Origin of the sequence: Geothrix limicola (assembly GCF_030268085.1) — a bacterium.
GTDB lineage: Bacteria > Acidobacteriota > Holophagae > Holophagales > Holophagaceae > Geothrix > Geothrix limicola.
Genome location: NZ_BSDE01000008.1, coordinates 13,656 through 32,354 on the forward strand (window position 1 = coordinate 13,656; position 18,699 = coordinate 32,354).

The 18,699-nt window shown below is 67.7% G+C and carries 14 protein-coding genes; 12 read left to right on the plus strand and 2 right to left on the minus strand.

Annotated elements, in window-relative coordinates:
• Nucleotides 1–58: 58 nt before the first annotated feature.
• Both gnpA and QSJ34_RS16455 read left to right on the plus strand, forming a co-directional pair.
• Nucleotides 59–2,245: a 1,3-beta-galactosyl-N-acetylhexosamine phosphorylase gene (gnpA, locus tag QSJ34_RS16450; protein ID WP_285577328.1), complete on the plus strand. Its 2,187-nt coding sequence runs from the start codon at nucleotides 59–61 to the stop codon at nucleotides 2,243–2,245.
• 80 nt (nucleotides 2,246–2,325) lie between these two features.
• Nucleotides 2,326–2,928, plus strand: coding sequence for a hypothetical protein (locus tag QSJ34_RS16455; RefSeq protein WP_285577332.1), 603 nt, complete (start codon nucleotides 2,326–2,328; stop codon nucleotides 2,926–2,928).
• A 3-nt stretch (nucleotides 2,929–2,931) separates the two neighbouring features.
• Here the strand turns inward: QSJ34_RS16455 and QSJ34_RS16460 are convergent, their stop codons facing one another.
• Entirely contained in the window at nucleotides 2,932–3,729 is a 798-nt protein-coding gene (locus QSJ34_RS16460) for an SDR family NAD(P)-dependent oxidoreductase (RefSeq protein ID WP_285577334.1), read from the minus strand.
• 320 nt (nucleotides 3,730–4,049) lie between these two features.
• On the opposite strand from QSJ34_RS16460, the gene QSJ34_RS16465 reads away from it, so the two are divergent.
• Nucleotides 4,050–5,315 carry an ROK family transcriptional regulator gene (locus tag QSJ34_RS16465; protein ID WP_285577336.1) on the plus strand — a complete coding sequence of 422 codons (1,266 nt, stop codon included), beginning with the start codon at nucleotides 4,050–4,052 and terminating at the stop codon, nucleotides 5,313–5,315.
• A gap of 82 nt (nucleotides 5,316–5,397) precedes the next feature.
• Here the strand turns inward: QSJ34_RS16465 and QSJ34_RS16470 are convergent, their stop codons facing one another.
• Nucleotides 5,398–6,201, minus strand: a complete 804-nt coding sequence (locus tag QSJ34_RS16470) for an N-acetylmuramoyl-L-alanine amidase family protein (RefSeq protein WP_285577338.1) — start codon at nucleotides 6,199–6,201, stop codon at nucleotides 5,398–5,400.
• On the opposite strand from QSJ34_RS16470, the gene hisS reads away from it, so the two are divergent.
• From hisS to QSJ34_RS16515, 9 genes are all read left to right on the plus strand, one after another.
• A complete protein-coding gene (hisS, locus tag QSJ34_RS16475) occupies nucleotides 6,200–7,447 on the plus strand; it encodes a histidine--tRNA ligase (protein ID WP_285577340.1) in 1,248 nt (415 codons plus the stop codon). The genes QSJ34_RS16470 and hisS overlap by 2 nt on opposite strands.
• Before the next feature lie 151 nt (nucleotides 7,448–7,598).
• The gene (locus tag QSJ34_RS16480) at nucleotides 7,599–9,209 is read left to right on the plus strand and encodes a M64 family metallopeptidase (protein WP_285577341.1); all 1,611 of its coding nucleotides are present in this window, start codon (nucleotides 7,599–7,601) and stop codon (nucleotides 9,207–9,209) included.
• Nucleotides 9,210–9,356: 147 nt separating this feature from the next.
• Nucleotides 9,357–10,601: a CHRD domain-containing protein gene (locus QSJ34_RS16485; RefSeq protein WP_285577342.1), complete on the plus strand. Its 1,245-nt coding sequence runs from the start codon at nucleotides 9,357–9,359 to the stop codon at nucleotides 10,599–10,601.
• Nucleotides 10,602–10,742: 141 nt separating this feature from the next.
• Entirely contained in the window at nucleotides 10,743–11,144 is a 402-nt protein-coding gene (locus QSJ34_RS16490) for a response regulator (RefSeq protein ID WP_285577344.1), read from the plus strand.
• A gap of 170 nt (nucleotides 11,145–11,314) precedes the next feature.
• Nucleotides 11,315–12,610 (plus strand): DEAD/DEAH box helicase, encoded by a 1,296-nt coding sequence (locus QSJ34_RS16495; RefSeq protein WP_285577346.1) that lies wholly within the window; start codon nucleotides 11,315–11,317, stop codon nucleotides 12,608–12,610.
• A gap of 67 nt (nucleotides 12,611–12,677) precedes the next feature.
• Nucleotides 12,678–13,160 carry a MarR family winged helix-turn-helix transcriptional regulator gene (locus tag QSJ34_RS16500; protein ID WP_285577348.1) on the plus strand — a complete coding sequence of 161 codons (483 nt, stop codon included), beginning with the start codon at nucleotides 12,678–12,680 and terminating at the stop codon, nucleotides 13,158–13,160.
• Nucleotides 13,161–13,209: 49 nt separating this feature from the next.
• A complete protein-coding gene (locus QSJ34_RS16505) occupies nucleotides 13,210–14,151 on the plus strand; it encodes an MBL fold metallo-hydrolase (RefSeq protein WP_285577349.1) in 942 nt (313 codons plus the stop codon).
• 27 nt (nucleotides 14,152–14,178) lie between these two features.
• Complete coding sequence (locus QSJ34_RS16510; protein ID WP_285577351.1) at nucleotides 14,179–15,360, plus strand: MdtA/MuxA family multidrug efflux RND transporter periplasmic adaptor subunit; 1,182 nt, start codon at nucleotides 14,179–14,181, stop codon at nucleotides 15,358–15,360.
• Nucleotides 15,361–15,541: 181 nt separating this feature from the next.
• Nucleotides 15,542–18,652, plus strand: coding sequence for an MdtB/MuxB family multidrug efflux RND transporter permease subunit (locus QSJ34_RS16515; RefSeq protein ID WP_285577353.1), 3,111 nt, complete (start codon nucleotides 15,542–15,544; stop codon nucleotides 18,650–18,652).
• The last annotated feature ends 47 nt before the right edge of the window (nucleotides 18,653–18,699 follow it).

Below are 18,699 nucleotides of genomic sequence, written 5' to 3' on the forward strand. Positions count from 1 at the left end.
CATTCGCGCCCATTCGCGTCATTCGCGGTTTCAGTTCTGATTTTAGAAGGAGTCTGAGATGACCACTTCGAAGCCCGCGCTCACGGGATCCATCACCCTCCCCGCCGAGGTCGGCGAAGAGGCGATGGTGGTGGAACTGGCACGACAGTGGGGCGCGGACGCCATCCGCGATAGCGATGGCACCGAGCTCTCCGGGGAGGTGATGGACCTGGGCCTGGAGGTCTATTCCCTCACCTGCCTCGTGCGCGCGGACCAGGATTACCCGCACACGCACATGGATCAGCTCCCCCAGAAATTCCTCATGAGCGATCCCCTCACCGCCACCGGTCCCGGCCTCGTGATCGATCCCATGGCGGGCTTCTACCGGGAGAAGTACATCCTCGATACGAAGCACGACGCCAAGGCGCTCTGGGAGGTCATCGACCGCACCACGGGCGAGGTCGTGCCCGTCGAGAAGTGGGTCTTCGACCCGGCCACGGGGCTCGTGACGCTCAGCGGCATCACGCCCTTCCACGTCTACACCGTGAACTTCCTCGTGTTCCAGATCTGGGATACGACGTCGATGTACAACCACCTCACCAACGGCTGGACCAAGCCCCACGTCATCAGCGTGGATCCCTACCACCCCGAGTGCTGGGATCACCTGATGGCCTTCTTCGACCGCTTCCTGGAGGAGCACCCGCACACGGACGTGGTGCGTCTCACGACGCTCGCCTACCACTTCGCCGTGGATTCCGATCAGGACTCGGTCGACAAATTCCGCGACTGGACCGGCTACCAGGACACCATCAGCGTGCTGGCGCTGGAGGACTTCGCAAAGGAATACGGCTACCGCCTGCGGGCGGAGGATTTCGTCGACCAGGGCTACTACAACGCCGCCTGCCGCGTGCCCTCCAAGGGCTACCGCGACTGGATGGCCTTCATCCATCGCTTCGTCGTGAAGTACGGCAAGGCCCTGGTGGACAAGTGCAAGGCCCGCGGCAAGCGCACGGCCATCTTCTGGGGCGATCACTGGATCGGCGTGGAGCCCTTCCAGGAGAGCTTCCTCGAGATGGGCATCGATATCCACGTGGGCGCCGCCGAGGACGGCGTGGCCCTGCGCCGCATCTCCGACACGCCCGGCGGGCTCGTGAAGGAGCTGCGCCTCTACCCCTACTTCTTCCCCGACGTCTTCCGCGAGGGCGGCGACCCGCTGGGCGAAAGCCTCAGCAACTGGATCAAAATCCGCCGCGCCCTCATGCGCAAGCCCGTGGACCGCCTGGGCTACGGCGGCTACCTGAGCCTGGCCCTGAAGTTCCCGGACTTCGTCGAACACGTGGCTGACCTCTGCCACGAGTTCCGCACCTTCAAGGCCAACTCCGGCGGGGGCGAATCCCTCAAGGCGCCCATCAAGGTCGCCGTGCTCAACTGCTGGGGCACCTGGAAGGCCTGGATCAACAGCTTCGGCGCCCCGCAGAAGTTCCTCGTCAAGCGCCCCGACGTCATCCAGGTGGCCGGCACCAACCTGCTGGAATGCCTGGCGGGCCTGCCCGTGGAGGTGGTCTTCCTCAGCTTCGACGAGGTGGCCGAAGACGGCATCCCCGCCGACGTGGACGTGGTCATCAACGATGGCGATGCCGAAACCGCCTGGAGCGGCGGCCGGCGCTGGGCCGAACCGAAGATCGTCGAGGCCCTGCGCGCCTTCGTGCACCGCGGCGGCGGCTTCATCGGCTGCCGCGGCCCCAGTGCCTTCCAGCACCAGGGCCGCTACTTCCAACTGGCGGACGTCATGGGTGTCGACAAGGAAGTGGGGCACACCCTGCAATCGGCCACCGTCAAGGCCGAGGTGCTGCCCGCCCACTTCATCACCGCCGACCTCCAGGGACAGCCTGATTTCGGGAATCCCGAGACCTTCGTCTACGTCTGCGATCCCGCCACCCAGCTGCTGGCGGCCAACGGCCTGCACGTGATGGTCGCCGCCAAGACCTTCGGCGAGGGCCGTTCGGTCTACTTCGGCGCCCTGCCCTACGACCTCACGAACAGCCGCCTGCTTCACCGCGCCATCTTCTGGGCGGCCAACCGGGAGCGTGAATTCGGCCGCTGGTTCAGCGAGAATCCGAATACCGAGTGCGCCTACTACCCCGCCACAGGCCAGTTCGTGGTGGTCAACAACAGCGGCCATCCCCAGCGCACCCTCGTGCACCGCGGGGATGGCACCACCACTGAAGTCGTGCTGGCACCCTATGAAAGCATGTGGTTCGACTGAGACATCCACCCAGCCCCACGCCCATCCCGTGTCCTCAATCCGGGCCCTCGGCGGCTGATGCCGCCCCTGCAGTGCCCCGCATGCTGGCCCGCCCACTCGCCCTCCTGCTCCTGCTCGTCTGGCCCCTCGCCGGAGCCACGCCGGTCCTTCGAGGCCGGGAGCACGGACTGCTTCCGGACCAGGGACGGGATGTCACCGCCGCGCTGCAGCACCTGCTGGACGAGGCCCGCCGCGTGCCCGGCGATGCCAACGGCTGGTTCGAATCCGGCGGCGTGGCCGACATCCTCTTGAAGCAGAACGTCTTCGAGAACTGCCTCATCGCCGACAGCCAGTTCTCCGAAGCCGTGGTTGTGGTCTACCCGGAGGCGAAGCGCCGCGAGCCGGGCCGCTTCGTCCACCGCAACATCCGCGTGGAGGACAACACCTTCCAGGTCTTCGACGCGCCCATTCTCTATGCGGACAACACCTCGGGCCTGAGCTTCCGGAACAACCGCATCCAGCGCACCCGCGCCTTCACCCCCTGGCTGGCGGACCGGCCTGCGATCCGCCTGATCCATTGCGAAGACGTGGAGATCTGCGGTAACAGCGCCGAAGGCAATCTGCTGAGCCGCGACATCCGCTGCGAGGACATGGCGCCGGGAGCCCTGAACCTCGCGCCTGGGGACCTGTTCCGCAGACCCTGAATCTCAGGTCCTCACCTCCAGCAGGGCCATGCTCCGCGACATCAGAGCACGGCGCAGATCCGCGTCGTCAAGCAGGGGATTGGCGGCCCGCGGCCGGCCCTCCACCCACCACTGGCCCGTGGGCAGGGGGCGCGGCTCATCCAGGGCCAGGGCCAGCACGCGGGCCACGGCGGCATCGGGAGCGGGGTCGCCCCCGCCGCCCCAGCCCGCCACCTGGAGCTTGGTGAGGATGCTGCCCGGGTGCAGGGCCTGGAGGGTGATGTCGCGTTCCCACAGGCGCGGCGCCAGTTCCAGGGCCGCGGCGAGCTGCGCCAGCTTGGCCAGGCCGTAGGCCGGATAGCCCGCGAAATCGCGGTGCCAGTCCAGGTTGTCCAGATCCACGGCGCGCACCTTGTCGTGGCTGGTGGAGGCCACCACCACGACGCGCCCGCCCGGCCGCAGAGCGGGCAGCAGGTCCAGCATCAGGCGCAGGTGGGCCAGGTGGTTGACCTGGAAGGTGGTCTCGCAGCCATCCACCGTGAGCACCCGCTCGGTCATGAAGACCCCTGCGTTGGCGATGAGCACGTCGATGGGTTCGCGCCGCGCGGCGAGCTGCGCGCCCATGGCCCGCACCTCGGTGAGATCCGCGAAGTCGGCCCGCAGGGTTTCGCAGCCCGGCAATTCCCCGGCGAGGCGTGCCAGCTTGGCTTCGGAACGCCCATGCAGGAGGAGCCTGGCGCCGCGCAACGCCAGGGCCGAGGCCAGGGCCCGTCCGATACCATCCGTGGCGCCCGTGAGAAGAACGGTGGGAACGTGGTTCATGAATGGCCCTCAAGGGTGTCGCCGGCCTGAAACATTAGTTCCCAAAAGCCTACGCGATCCCGCACCGGACGGTTCCAATGAATGTGTTCCAGGCCCGTGCGGCTCACCCGCAGGCGGCCCTTGCGGGTCGCGGTGATCCGCACGGCCACGGTGCGTCCGCCCTGGCGGCGGGGGGAGGCTCGACGCCCCGCGGACAAGGCCGTGCACAGGACCAGGGAAAGGAACCCACGCCACGGGCCCTGCATCTTGATGATGTCATAGGGAACGCGCCTGAAGCGGAGGGCTTCGATGAAGAGACAGGAACCGGGTATGGTTAAGGCATGAGGGCACGGAAGAAAAAAGAGCTGCCAGCCTATATCCGCGAGCGGATCAGCCTGGATGAGATGCTGGCATCCCGCCGGGTGCTGCAGCTGGTGCATGAAAAGGGGCCCATCACCCAGGGCGAGGCGAGCGAGGCGCTGGGGCTCTCCCAGGGCGCCTGCAACCTCCACTTCCAGCGTCTGGAATACGAGGGTCTGCTGCGCGCGCTGCGCATCGAGCCCGAGGGCCGCGGCCCCGGAAGGCCCAGCAATCACTGGGAGGTGGCCCGCGAGCAGAACGCCACCCTCGGCCTCGTCTTCGATCCGCCCCACGTCCACGTGCAGCTGGAGGATTTCACCGGCACCATCCTCTTCACCCAGGGGGCCAGCCTGCGGGCCTGCCGCCGCAGCGAGAAGATCGGCGAAAAAGTCTGCACCCTCGTGGCCCGCGCCATGGAAGAGGTGAAGGCCCGCCGCCTGCTGCTGCGCAACGCCTTCGCCGCCCTGCCCGGTGTGCTGGATTCCAGCACCGGCGCCGTGCGGCGGGCCGTGAACTTCCCGGCCCTGGAGGGCCTGGATGTCTCCGAGCTCATGCAGAGGACCTTCAAGCTGCCCACCCTCGCGAACTCACTGGGCGCCGCCTACTACTACGGCGAGGTCGCGAGCATCCCCGCCAACAACACGGCCCTCGTGATGTACTGGGACCTGGGCCTGGGCTTCGCCTTCGGGCGCAACCGCCAGTTGCTCACGGTGCACGGTGGCGAGGACGGCGGCCGGATGATCTCCGAACTGGGACACATCAGCATCGACGCCCAGGGCCCGCGCTGCCACTGCGGGGAGAAGGGCTGCATCGAGGCCTACGCCGGTGGCTGGGTGCTGCTGCAGAAATTCGCCGACCAGAAGGTGAGCACGCTCGAAGACCTGGTGGCCCTCGCCCAATCGGGGCATCCCGAATTTCTCAAGACCCTGCGGGAGATCTCGCGCCTCCTCGGCCATCACCTGGCCGGCGCCATCCAGATGCTCGGCGTCTCCGAAGTGCGCATCACGGGCGCCCTCGCACCGCTCTTCCAATTCGGCCGCATCGAATTCTTCGAGGGCCTCTCCGAGGTCATCGGCATCCACCGCTCGGCCGGCATCCAGGTGCAGGTCACGGAGGATCCCAAGGCCAGCCTGCTGGCAGGCGCCACCCGCGCGGCCCGCCGCGCCTACCTCTACCCCGACGAATTCAACCGCCTGTCCCGCCTTTCGATCACCCTCCAGGGCCAGCGGATGGCCGAAAAGCTTTAACCGCGAAAGACGTTGTTTTCCTATTCGCGTTCATTCGTGCCATTCGCGGTTCAGCTTTTTCTCGAACCGCCTGAGTGAACGCCTAGGGCCGGCCCAGGCTGGGGCCTCCCACCATGCGGCGCCTCACGCCGCCGTTGGCCTGGGCGAAGTAGCGGCGCACGCCGAGGGTGATGGCGTCGGCCACCTTGGCGCGGAAGGCCGCGTCCTTCAGCTTTTCTTCTTCTTTGGGATTGGAGATGAAGGCCACCTCGACCAGCACGGCGGGCATGGCCGCGCCGCGCAGCACGACGAAGGGGGCCTGCTTGACGCCGCGCTCCTTGATGCCCGCCAGGCGGTTGAGCTGACCCTGGATGGCCACGGCGAGGCGCTCGGAATCCTGCAAGAAGGCCTTCTGGGCGAGATCGTCGAGGATGCTGGCCACCACGCTGTCTTCGGCGCCCGGCGCCGCGCCGGCCCCGGCGTTCTCGGTGGCGGCCACCTCGTCGTCATCCCCCTGGCCCAGGCTCAGGAAATAGACTTCAGAGCCCCGGGCGGCCTTGGCCCGGGCCGCATTGAGGTGAAGGCTGATGAAGAGGTCGGCGCCTTGCGCATTGGCGGCCTTGGCCCGGTCCCAGAGGGGGATGAAGGTGTCGTCCTCCCGGGTGAACAGGGGTTCGAAGCCCGCCGCCTGCAGCTTGGCCGCCACGGCCCTGCCGATCTCGAGGGCCGCGGCCTTCTCCTTCAGGCCCTTGGTCCCCTTGGCGCCACCGTCATCGCCCCCGTGGCCCGGGTCCACCATCACCTTGAGACGCGGGGCTGAAGCCGGGACCGGGGCGGCGGATTTGGGAGTCTGGCTCCAAGACAGTAGGCTGAAGGTGGCGAGCAGAAGGCTCGGGAGTTTGATCATGGCCCAGTCGGTGAAAGGTATGCGGGATCTCTTCGGTACAGAGCTGCGATGGTTCCAGCATATCGAGGAAACCGCCCGCCGCGTGTTCGGACGCCACGGCTACGGCGAGATCCGCACCCCCATCCTCGAAGAGCTCGACGTCTTCAAGCGCAGCGTGGGCGAAAGCTCCGACATCGTGAACAAGGAGATGTACGAGTTCACGGACAAGGGCGGCCGCCAGGTGGTGATGCGCCCTGAGAACACCGCGGGCGTGGTGCGGGCCGCCATCCAGCACAAGCTGCTGAACTCCAGCGATCCCGTGCTGTTCTATTACATCGGCCAGCAGTTCCGCTACGAGCGCATGCAGACGGGCCGCTACCGCCAGTTCTGGCAGATCGGCGCCGAAAGCTTCGGCGTGGCCACGCCCGAAAGCGAGGCCGAAAGCCTGCTCATGCTCCACAGTTTCCTCACGGAACTGGGCCTTAAGAACCTGACCTTCTCCATCAACAGCGTGGGCACGCCGGAATCCCGGCCCGCCTTCCACGCGGCCTTCCGGGCCTTCTTCGCGGCGCGCGAAGCCCAGTTCTGCGAGGACTGCCACCGCCGCATCGAAACCAACCCGCTGCGCGTGCTGGACTGCAAGAACGAGAAGTGCCAGGCAGCTCTGGAAGGGCACCCTGTCATCACTGATCATCTGGACGAGGCCTCGGCCAAGCATCACGCGCGGCTCAAGGTGCTGCTCACCGAACTGGGCATCCCCTTCGAGGAGAATCCTCGCCTGGTGCGCGGCCTGGACTACTACACCCGCACGGCCTTCGAGGTGCTCAGCTCCGACCTCGGCGCGCAAAGCGCGCTGCTGGGCGGCGGGCGCTATGACCTGCTGGTCAAGCACCTGGGCGGCCCCGACGTGCCAGCCTTCGGTTGGGCCATCGGCCTGGACCGCCTGGCCATGGTGCTCCAGCAGGTGCGCGGCGAAGCGCCCCACAGCACCCCGGCCCTGCTGATCCCCCTCGGCGACCGCGCCACCCTGGAGGCCCTGAAGCTCGCCCGCAACCTCTGGGATGCGGGCGTGGCCCTGCAGCTCGAAACCCGCGGCGGCGCCCTGAAGAAGGCCATGGCCTCGGCCAACCGCCTGGGCATCCGGACCGTGCTCATCCTCGGAGATGGCGAGCTGGAAGGCGGTACGGTCACCGTCAAGCACATGGCCACCGGCGAACAGGAAAGCTGGCCCCTGGGCGAGGTGGCCTCGCGGTTGGCCAGTCGATAGCACCCCCACATTTGTGATTTAGGCCCGCGGAATCCTGCCGATTCCATGGGGGTGGGCTGCCGGTCCCCGAGCGGGGCGGGCGGCCGTCGGACCTTGCACGGGGATCCTCCGATCCCTTTCCCGGCCTCTGCAAACGCCGCCCCGAGGATGGATGAACCGGATCCCGAGCACATCCCTGGCGGCCCTCCTGCTCCTGCTCGTCCCGGGCTGCGGCGGGGGCTCCCGGAACGGGGCCGCCTCGGACCCGGCCGCCCCCGCCCAGGTCTTCCAGGTGGAAACGCTCCAGGCCACGGGTGATGCCGCAAACCGGATCAACCTGGTCCTGCTGGGAGACGGTTACAGGGCGCAGGATCAGGCCAAGCTCACCCGGGATGCCCGGGCCTGGCTGGCGGCCTTCAGGGACACGGCGCCCTACGGCAACTACGCCGGGTATTTCAACGTCAAGCTGGTGCACGTCGAATCCCAGGAGGACGGGGCCGACAACGGTATGCACGGCCTCGGCGTCACGCGCCCCACGGCCCTGGGCGCGGCCTTCCAGAACGCCAACCCCGCGGGCCAGCCCCCCGACTACCGCCTGCTGGTGGTGGACAATGCCCGGGCCCAGGCCGTGGCCTTCGCCCACGTGCCCGAATGCACGAAGGCCCTCGTCATCGTCAACGATGCGAACTACGGCGGCTCCGGCGGGGCCGTCCCCGTGTTTTCCGTGAATCCGGATTCGGGCCTCATCGCCCTGCATGAACTCGGGCATTCCTTCGGCGGGCTGGCGGACGAATACGCCTCCGGCGACACCAGCCCCCTGCCGGAAAACCTCGAGGCCTATCCCAACGTCACGACGCGGCAGAGCCCGGACCTCATCAAGTGGAATCTCTGGATCGAGGCCGGGACGCCGCTCCCCACGCCGGTGACCTGGGGCGACGCGGACTGCCTGGGCCTCTTCGAAGGGGCCTACTACCACGCCTGCGGCGTCTTCCGCCCGCGCCACGCCTGCCGCATGCGCTCGCTGAACGACAGCTTCTGCGACGTGTGCAGCGAGGCCATCGTGCGGGGCGTCTACGGACGGGTGAGCCCCATCGACGCAGCCACGCCAGCCTCGCCAGTCCACCTCGCGGCGGGGGCGGCCCAGACCTTCACCCTCGCGCACCCCACCCCGAACCCCGGCACCCTGCAGGTGGCCTGGTTTGTGGACGGGATCGCCGTGGAGGAAACCGGTGATCGCTACGACCTGCCCGCAATGAAGCCCGGCGTCCACGAAGTCCGCGCCAGTCTGAGCGATGCGACCCCCCTGGTCCGGCAGGGCCGGGAAGGTCTGGTCCAGTCCCACACCTGGACAGTGACGGTGGCCAGTCCGGACGAGGCCGTGGCCGCCGCGCCCCTGGCGGCGAAACCGGCCGCGCAGCACCTGCTGCTGCGCATCGCCCGGGATGGGGCCGGGTTCCACGTGGCGGAGCGCCGGATCGTCGACCTCCCCCTGCCGCCCGAACCGCTGCCAAACCCGGCCGCGTGGCAGGTCGAGGTCCATGGCCCGGAAGGCCAGGTCCTGTTCAGCCAGGCCGTCGAGGATCCGACCCTCCTCCGCGGCGAATTCCAGAACGCGGCCGACCCGGCGCGCATCGATGGCTACCGCCCGGGTGGAGAGCGGCCCACGGGCTTCCTCCTCCGGATGCCGCTGGTGGAGGCCCAGCGCCTCGAGATCTTCTCGGTGCACGCGGGTGGGCGGCGGGTGCGGCTGGGTGGAATCTCCAACCTGAATCCGGCCCCCTGACCGAACTCCGGACCGGATCCATGGGCAGCGCAGCCTCGGGCGGACCGGCACCGGATGGGTCTCTATTTCACAACCGGAGCTGTCCCGGGCCCGGCGGAATCCCCATCGTTGGATCGGCCCTTCCCGGCCGCATCCTCGGAGTCCGCCATGATCTCCACCCGAATCCCAGCTCGGCTCTCCCTCGTCTCCTTCGCCGGAAGTCTCCTCCTCTCCCTGGCCTGTGGCGGTGGAGGCGGGGGCTCCAGCTACTCCGCTCCCCCGCCGCCTCCTCCCCCGCCTCCGGCGCCCTATGTGCGCGCCGCGGCCCTGCGCGGGGCCGATGAGGTGCCCTCCACACCGTCCGCGGCCGCCGCCACGGGCACCATTTCGGTGGATCCTTCCACCCTGGCCATCACGGGTACCCTGGTCTCCAGCGGCATCGCGGGCACGGCGGCCCACATCCATGAAGGTGCCGACGGGGTCGCGGGCCCCATCGTCATCCCCCTCAGCGGCGGAACGGGCGGCGTCTGGACCATCCCCGGCGGCACCGTGCTGACCAGCGCCCAGTACGCCAGCCTCCAGGCCGGCCACTACTACTTCAACATCCACACCCCGGCCTACCCCTCGGGCGAGATCCGCGGCCAGATCGAGCTGGTCACCCGCTTCGCTGCCCTGGACGGAACCCAGGAAACCCCGGCCACGGGCAGCACGGGCGTGGGCGCCGGAATCCTGTCCGTGAATCCCACCACCGGTGAGGCCTACGGCAGCCTCCGCTCCGAGGGTTTCACGGGCGTGGCCTCCCACATCCACCAGGGCGACGTGGGGGTGAGCGGGCCCATCATCCTGCCCCTGGCCGATGGCGGAGGGGGCGTCTGGAACGTGCCTGACGGATCCATGTTCACCGCTGCCCAGGTGACCAGCTTCCAGGCCGGCGGACTCTACGGCAACGTCCACAGCGCGGCCTTCGTCAACGGCGAGATCCGGGGACAATTCAACCTCAGCCTCAGCCTGACCCGCTCCACCACCCTCAGCGGCGCCAACGAAACGCCCGCCAACACCTCCACAGCCACAGGGACCGGCACCTTCTCCTTCGATCCCTACACCATGGCCCTGCGCGGCGGCGTCGTCGTATCGGGAATCACCGGCACCGGAGCCCACATCCACATGGCGGCCACGGGCGTGGCGGGGCCCATCATCATCCCCCTGGTGCTGGATGCGGATGGCGCGTGGGTGGTGCCGCCCGACACCTTCCTCACGGCGGCCCAGTTCGCCGCCTTCCGCAGCGGCGGCCTGTACGTGAACGTGCACAGTGCGGCCTTCCCCAGCGGTGAGATCCGCGGCCAGATCCCGGCCGACAGCGTCGGCGGGACGGGCGGTGGGGGCACCGGTGGCGGAGGGGGCGGCGGCTACTGATATCAAAACCCCAAGGCTCCACATGCGCCGGGTCCGCCCGGCGCATGTGCATCTGAGCCTCATGATCTATACCCCAACATTTGATGCTTTTTTCGGTTCAGGGCCGGACCAACCCACCCGATAGGAGTTTGAGGGGGCCCCGTGAGCCGGATTTTCGTCATCGATGACGTCAAATTGTGCCGACTACCCGCCAAATCAGCCCTGATGGGAGCGGGTCATGTGGTGGAGGAGCCCGAGCCCACCTGCGTGTTCGACCTCATGTGCGCGCTGCGCCAGGGCCGGCCGGACCTCGTCATCACCGATCTGGAGATGCCGGGCTGCAACGGCGTCAGCCTCATCCGCACGATCCGCGAGGACCCGGTCCTGGAGAAGACGCCCATCCTGGTGGTCTCGGTCCACCGGGAGGAATCCATGGTGGCGGGCCTCAGCCAGATGGATATCCAGGGCTTTCTCATCAAGCCCGTGGATGTGCGCCGCCTCGTCCAGGAGAGCATCAACATCCTGGAATGGGAGGAGATGTCGAAAATGGCACCGGCCCGATAAGGCATTCGGCGGCGGGGCCCATGGCCAAATCCTGACTGGCATGGTAAGGTAAATCCTTCGTGATCGCAGGCGACCCCCGGTCTCCGCCGCTTCTCAATCCGAACATCCCCTTCTTGCCCTGACCGGGCCTCCGGAATGATTCCGTGGGCGGGCCCTTCCAGGAGCAAGTCATGTCCTTCGAATCCCTCGGGCTGCTGCCCGAGCTCCTGCGCGCCGTACGCGAGCAGGGCTACGAACACCCCACCCCCATCCAGGCCCAGGCGATTCCGCTGGTGCTGGAGGGCCGCGACCTGCTGGCCCGCGCCCAGACGGGCACCGGCAAGACCGCCGGTTTCACCCTGCCCCTGCTGCAGCTCCTGGCGCCCCACGCCAGCAGTTCGGCCTCGCCCGCGCGCCATCCCATCCGCGCCCTCATCCTCACGCCCACCCGCGAGCTGGCCATGCAGGTGGAAGAAAGCGTCCGCACCTACGGCAAGCACATCCCCCTGCGCTCGGCGACCATCTTCGGCGGCGTGAACATCAACCCCCAGACCAAGGCCCTGCGCGCCGGCGTTGAGATCCTCGTGGCCACGCCGGGCCGCCTGCTGGACCACCATCAGCAGGGCAACCTGAACTTCAGCCAGCTCGAGATCCTCGTGCTGGACGAAGCGGACCGCATGCTCGACATGGGCTTCATCCGCGACATCCAGAAGATCATCTCGCTGCTGCCCACCAGCCGTCAGACCCTGCTCTTCTCGGCCACCTTCACGGACGAGATCAAGCAGCTGGCCTCCAAGTTCCTGAAGAATCCCGCCTCCGTGCAGATCACGCCGCAGAACACCGCGGCGGAGCTGGTGCGGCAGGTGGTCCATCCCGTGGACCGCGAACGCAAGCGCGCCCTGCTCGCCCACCTCATCACGTCCCGCAAACTGGAACAGGTGCTGGTCTTCACCCGCACCAAGCACGGCGCCAACCGCCTGTCCGAACAGCTCGACAAGGACGGCATCAGCTCCATGGCCATCCACGGCAACAAGAGCCAGCCCCAGCGCATCAAGGCCCTCGAGGAGTTCAAGAAGGGCTCCGTTCGCGTGCTCGTCGCCACGGACATCGCCGCCCGCGGCCTGGACATCGACCAGCTGCCCCATGTCGTGAACTACGAGCTGCCCCAGGTGCCCGAGGACTACATCCACCGCATCGGCCGCACGGGCCGCGCGGGCAGCGAGGGCGAGGCCCTCTCCCTGGTCTGCGTGGATGAGCACAAGCTCCTCAAGGACATCGAGAAGCTGCTTCGCAAGGAGCTGCCCAAGGACGTGATCCACGGCTACGCCCCGGACCCGAGCATCCCCGCCGAGCCCATCCAGACCGGCCGCCAGGGCGGCGGTGGCCGCAGCCGCGGACCGGCCCGCGCGCCGCGCCCCTCGGCGGGTGCGGCCCCCCGCGGCGAACGGGGACGCCACCCCGCCCGGCCTAGCAACCGCGGAAAATAAGACCACACCCTATACCCCTTGACACGAGGCTAATCGAAGACCAGGATTCTTGCTTATGCAAGAACCCATGCCCGATCTCCTCACCCACGCGGGCCTCGGCACCCTGGCCGCCGCCGTAAGGCGACGCCTGAAGCACGTGGTGGCAGCCCGGCTTGCGCCCTACGACCTCAGCCTCCAACAGTTCTGGGTCATCCTGGTACTGCTGGAGAAGGGTCCATCTTCCCTGCACCCGCTGGCCCAGCAGGTCTGGATGGATGACCCCACGGCCAGCCGCGTGGTCAAGGCCATGGTCGGTCGCGGCCTGCTGCGCACGCAGCCGGACCCCAAGCACGGCCGCCGCATCCTCATCAGCCTGGCCCCCACGGCCCTGCCCCTGGCCCAGGAACTCCAGCGCCTCTCCGCCGAGATCAAGTCGAGCCTGGTCGAGGGCATCGACCTCAATGAGCAGGCCATGATGCGCCGCGGGCTACTCGCCATGATCGGCAACCTCGATGAGATGATGATCGGCCTTCCGGCTTCGGAAGCCGGAGACGAATCCGCCGCTTCCTGAGCGGTTCCGCCCCTTTGATCTTTCCATCCTGCCCAGCTGTGGAGGTGCCATGCGTGTCCTGACCGCCCTCGGCCTTGCCTTCGCGGTGGGCCTGTCCCTGCCGCTCGCGGCCCATGCCAAGCATCGCGCCGCGCAACCCCTTGGATCCGCCGACGCCGCCAAGATCCACAAGGTGGAGAAGGTGGCCGAGAACGTCTACTGCATCTTCGGGCAGGGCGGAAACATCGGCCTCGTCGTCACCGCCAAGCACGCCGTGCTCATCGACGACCAGTTCGAGCGTCTCGTGCCGGGCCTTCTCGACGCCGTGCGCTCCGTCACCGACAAGCCCATCAAATACCTCGTCAACACCCACGGCCACCCCGACCACGTCGGCGGCAACGTCGTGCTGGAGAAGCAGGTGTCAGCCATCATCGCCCACGCCAACGTCCGCCGCCGCATGATCACGGAACAGGCCAAGCTCGACCCCGCCAAGCGGGGTGGCCTGCCGGAGCTCTCGCTGGGATCCGAAGACACGAAGGAACGGGCCCGCCTGAACATCCACCTGGACGAGGCCGAGATCCACCTGCTGCACCTGGGGCCGGGCCACACGGACGGCGATGTCCTCGTGGGCATCCCCTCCGTCCACGTGATGCACATGGGCGACCTCTTCTTCCTCGGGATGCTGCCCTTCATCGATGTCGAAGGCGGGGGCAGCTTCGAGGGACTGGCCGCGCAGATCACTTCGGTGGCCTCCTGGATCCCCGAGGATTCCCGCATCATCCCCGGCCACGGCCCCGTCTGCGGCAAGAAGGAGCTGCTCCGCTATCGCGATTTCCTGCAGGCCGTGCAGGCCCACGTGAAGGCCCACCCCGGCCAGGATGGGGCGGCCCTCGCCAAGACTTTCGATACGGCCGCCTGGCCCGAATGGAAACCCGTGAGCGAATTCGTCACCTGGGAAACCTTCTTCTCAGTGGCCTCGGGCAAAGGCCCCGGCCGTGTCGCCCGGCCCTGAGCCCCCACCTGATTGTTTGGAATCCCTATGGACGCTTCTGAATCCACCTTCACCGACCTGACCTCGAACCGCCCGCTGCTCCTCCGCGGCTGGCGGCCCTGGGCCCTCGCCGGCGGCGTCCTGCTGCTGGGCTTCTTCCTCTTCCGTGGGGGCAAGAAGGATGCGGCCGCGAATCCCGGCGGACGCGCCGTGCCCGTGGCCGTGGCCAAGGCGCGAAAGGGCGACATGGCCGTGCATCTCACCGGACTGGGCACCGTCACGGCCCTCAGCAACGTCACGGTGAAGAGCCGCGTGGATGGCCAGCTGGAACGCATCGCCTTCACCGAGGGCCAGATGGTGCGCGAAGGCGAACTCCTCGCCGAGATCGATCCCCGCCCTTTCCAGGTCCAGCTCATGCAGGCCGAGGGCCAGTACGCCAAGGACCAGGCCGCCTACCAGAACGCCCAGGCGGACCTGAGGCGCCTCGAAGGTCTCGTGCAGCAGGGCATCATCTCCCGCCAGCAGCTGGATACCCAGGTCACCTCCGTGGCCCAGTACCAGGCGGCCCTCAAGTCGGACCAGGCCCAGGTGGAGAACGCCAAGCTGAACCTCGTCTACAGCCACATCACGGCGCCCATCTCAGGGCGGGTGGGCCTGCGGCTCGTGGACGCAGGCAACATCGTGCACGCCTCCGACGCCAACGGCATCGCGACCATCGCGCCGATCCAGCCCATCAACGTCCTCTTCGCGGTGCCCGCCGACAACATCCAGAAGGTGCTCAGCCAGAACGCGAAGGCCGGCAAACTCCCCGTGGAAGCCTGGGACCGGGACCTCAAGACCCGCCTGGCCACGGGATCCCTGGCCGCCATCGACAATCAGGTGGACATAACCACCGGCACCGTGCGGCTCAAGGCCATCTTCACCAATGACGACCGCGTGCTCTTCCCCAACCAGTTCGTGAACGCCCAGCTGCTGGTGGACACCCTGCACGACGTCGTCATCGTGCCCACCGCCGCCATCCAGCGCGGTCCCCAGGGCGCCTTCGTCTACGTCGTGAAGCCCGACAACACCGTGGAGCTGCGCTTCATCGAGGTGCAGGGCACCGACGGCGATGACACGGCCCTCACCAAGGGCCTGAGCGGCGGGGAGACCGTCGTCACCGACGGCCTCGAGAAACTCCGCCCCGGCAGCAAGGTGTCCCTCCCCAAGGCCCCCGGCGCGAAGGGGTGAGCCCCATGAAAACCATGAAACCGCGAATGACGCGAATGGGCGCGAATGAGGCTGGGCTGATGGTTTGGGGCACTCGAACCGTCCGTTCTTCTCTTCTGGGCTTGGCTCCTTTTCCTTTGTTCGCGCGCCCGCAGGGCGATTCGCGTCATTCGCGGTTCAAGCTTTTTGATTCGAGTTGCCTGTGAATCCGTCACGGCCCTTCATCCTCCGGCCCATCGCGACCTCGCTGCTCATGGCGGGGCTGCTGCTGGTGGGCATGCTGGCCTTCCGGCAATTGCCGGTCTCGGCCCTGCCCCAGGTGGACTACCCCACCATCCAGGTGGTCACCTTCTATCCCGGCGCCAGCCCCGACGTCATGGCCTCGGCCATCACGGCCCCGCTGGAGCGCCAGTTCGGCCAGCTGCCGGGCCTCAACCGCATGTCCTCCACCAGCTCCGGCGGCAGCTCGGTCATCACGCTGCAGTTCGTGCTGGACCTGAACATCGACGTGGCCGAGCAGCAGGTGCAGGCGGCCGTCAACGCGGCGGGCACCTACCTGCCCCGGGACCTCCCCAATCCACCCATCTACAGCAAGATCAACCCCGCCGACGCGCCCATCCTCACCCTGGCCCTCACATCGAGGACCCTGCCCCTGTCGAAGGTGGAGGACTTCGCCGACACGCGCCTGGCCCAGAAGATCTCCCAGCTGCCCGGCGTGGGCCTCGTCAGCATCAGCGGCGGACAGAAGCCCGCCGTGCGCATCCAGGCCAATCCCGCGGCCCTCGCCATCAAGGGCCTCACCCTGGGCGATGTGCGCACCGCCGTCGCGCAGAGCAACGTGAACCAGGCCAAGGGCAGCTTCGACGGCCTGCGCCAGGCCTACGCCATCGGCGCCAACGACCAGCTGCTCACCAGCGACGACTACCGGCCCCTCGTCGTGGCCTACAAGAACGGCGCCCCCGTGACGATCTCCGAGATCGCCACCGTCACCGACGGCATCGAGAACGCGCGACTCGCCGCCTGGGAGAACACGACCCCCGCCGTCATCCTCAACATCCAGCGCCAGCCCGGGGCCAACATCATCGCCGTGGTGGACCGGGTGAAGAGCCTCATGCCCCAGCTCCGCGCCTCCCTGCCCGCGGCGGTGGAGCTCAACATCCTCACGGACCGCACCGTCACCATCCGCGCCTCGGTGGAGGACGTCGAATTCGAGCTGATGCTCACCATCGCCCTCGTGGTCATGGTGATCTTCCTCTTCCTGCGCACCCTCGCCGCCACCATCATCCCCAGCGTGGCCGTGCCGCTGTCGCTGGTGGGAACGTTCGGCGTGATGTACCTGCTGGGCTACAGCCTGAACAACCTCACCCTCATGGCGCTGACGATCTCGACGGGCTTCGTGGTGGACGACGCCATCGTGATGATCGAAAACATCATGCGCTACATCGAGGAGGGCGAGGCCCCGCTCCAGGCGGCGCTGAAGGGCGCCGGGCAGATCGGCTTCACCATCCTGTCGCTGACCGTTTCGCTCATCGCCGTGCTCATCCCCCTGCTCTTCATGGGCGACATCGTGGGCCGCCTCTTCCGCGAATTCGCCGTCACCCTCAGCGTGACCATCCTCGTCTCAGCCGTGGTCTCGCTGACGCTCACGCCCATGATGTGCGCCAAGCTGCTCAAGCACACGCCGCCCGAGGAACAGGGCCGCTTCTACCAGTCCTCGGAGCGCGTCTTCCAGCGGATCATCGCCTTCTACGGGCGCACCCTGGCCTGGGTGCTCAAGCACCAGACCGGCACCCTCATCGTCGCCGTCGCCACCTTGGCCTCCACCATCCTGCTCTACCTCGCCGTGCCCAAGGGATTCTTCCCCGTGCAGGACACGGGCGTGATCCTCGGCATCTCCGAAGGGCCGCAGACGGTTTCTTTCGCCGCCATGTCCGAGCGCCAGCAGGCGCTCTCCGCCGAGATCCTGAAGGATCCCGCCGTGGAAAGCCTGTCTTCCTTCATCGGCATCGACGGCACCAACACCACGCTCAACAGCGGCCGCATCCAGATCAACCTGAAGCCCCTTGACGAGCGCAAGCTGGACGCCAACGAAGTCATCCACCGGCTCCAGCCCCGACTGGCCAAGATCGAAGGCATCCGCCTCTACCTGCAGCCCGTGCAGGACCTCACGGTGGAAGACCGCGTCAGCCGCACCCAGTACCAGTACACGCTGGAGGACGCGGACGCCAAGGAGCTGGGCGAATGGGTGCCCCGTTTCGTCGAGCGGTTCTCCGCCCTGCCCGAATTGCGGGAGGTCGCCAGCGACCAGCAGAACGCCGGTCTCCAGGTGCGCATCAGCCTCGACCGCACCACAGCCTCGCGCCTGGGCATCACGCCCCAGATGCTGGACGACGCCCTCTACGACGCCTTCGGCCAGCGCCAGGTATCCACCATGTTCACCCAGCTGAACCAGTACCGCGTGGTGCTCGAGGCCCACCCCAACCAGTACCAGCGCCCCGAGGATCTGCAGAACATCTACGTCCGTTCAGGCTCCGGCGGCTCCGTGCCCCTCAGCGCCTTTACCCGCATCGAGACCCTGCCCGCGCCCCTGGCCGTCAACCACCAGGGCCAGTTCCCCACGGCCACCCTGTCCTTCAACCTGGCCCCGGGCGTGTCGCTGGGCGATGCGGTGAAGGCCGTCCAGAAGGCCCGGCAGGAGATGGACGTTCCGCCCAGCATCAAGGCGGGATTCCAGGGCACGGCCCAGGCCTTCGGCGCCTCGCTCACCAACACGCCCCTCCTCATCCTCGCGGCGGTGCTGACGGTCTACATCCTGCTGGGTGTGCTGTATGAAAGCTACATCCACCCCATCACGATCCTCTCGACCCTGCCCTCGGCGGGCGTGGGCGCCCTGCTTTCGCTCATGCTCTGCCGCACGGATTTCAGCGTCATCGCCCTCATCGGCATCATCCTGCTCATCGGCATCGTCGAGAAGAACGCCATCATGATGATCGACTTCGCGCTGGACGCCGAACGCAAGGAGGGCCTGCCGCCGCAGGAGGCCATCTACCAGGCCTCCCTGCTGCGCTTCCGCCCCATCATCATGACCACCCTGGCGGCCATGCTGGGCGGCGTGCCCCTGGCCCTGGGAACGGGCGTGGGCGCCGAATTGCGGCGCCCGCTGGGCATCGTCATCGTGGGTGGCCTCATCTTCAGCCAGGTACTCACGCTCTACACGACACCCGTCATTTATCTCGCGTTCGACCGGGTGGCGCGGAAGCTGCGCCGCGGGCGCGGCGCAGCTACGGCTCCGCCTGCGGCGGAGCAGGCATGAACGGCTTTTCCCCCTCAAGCCCTTCCCGCCGCGCCAGCGGCGCACAT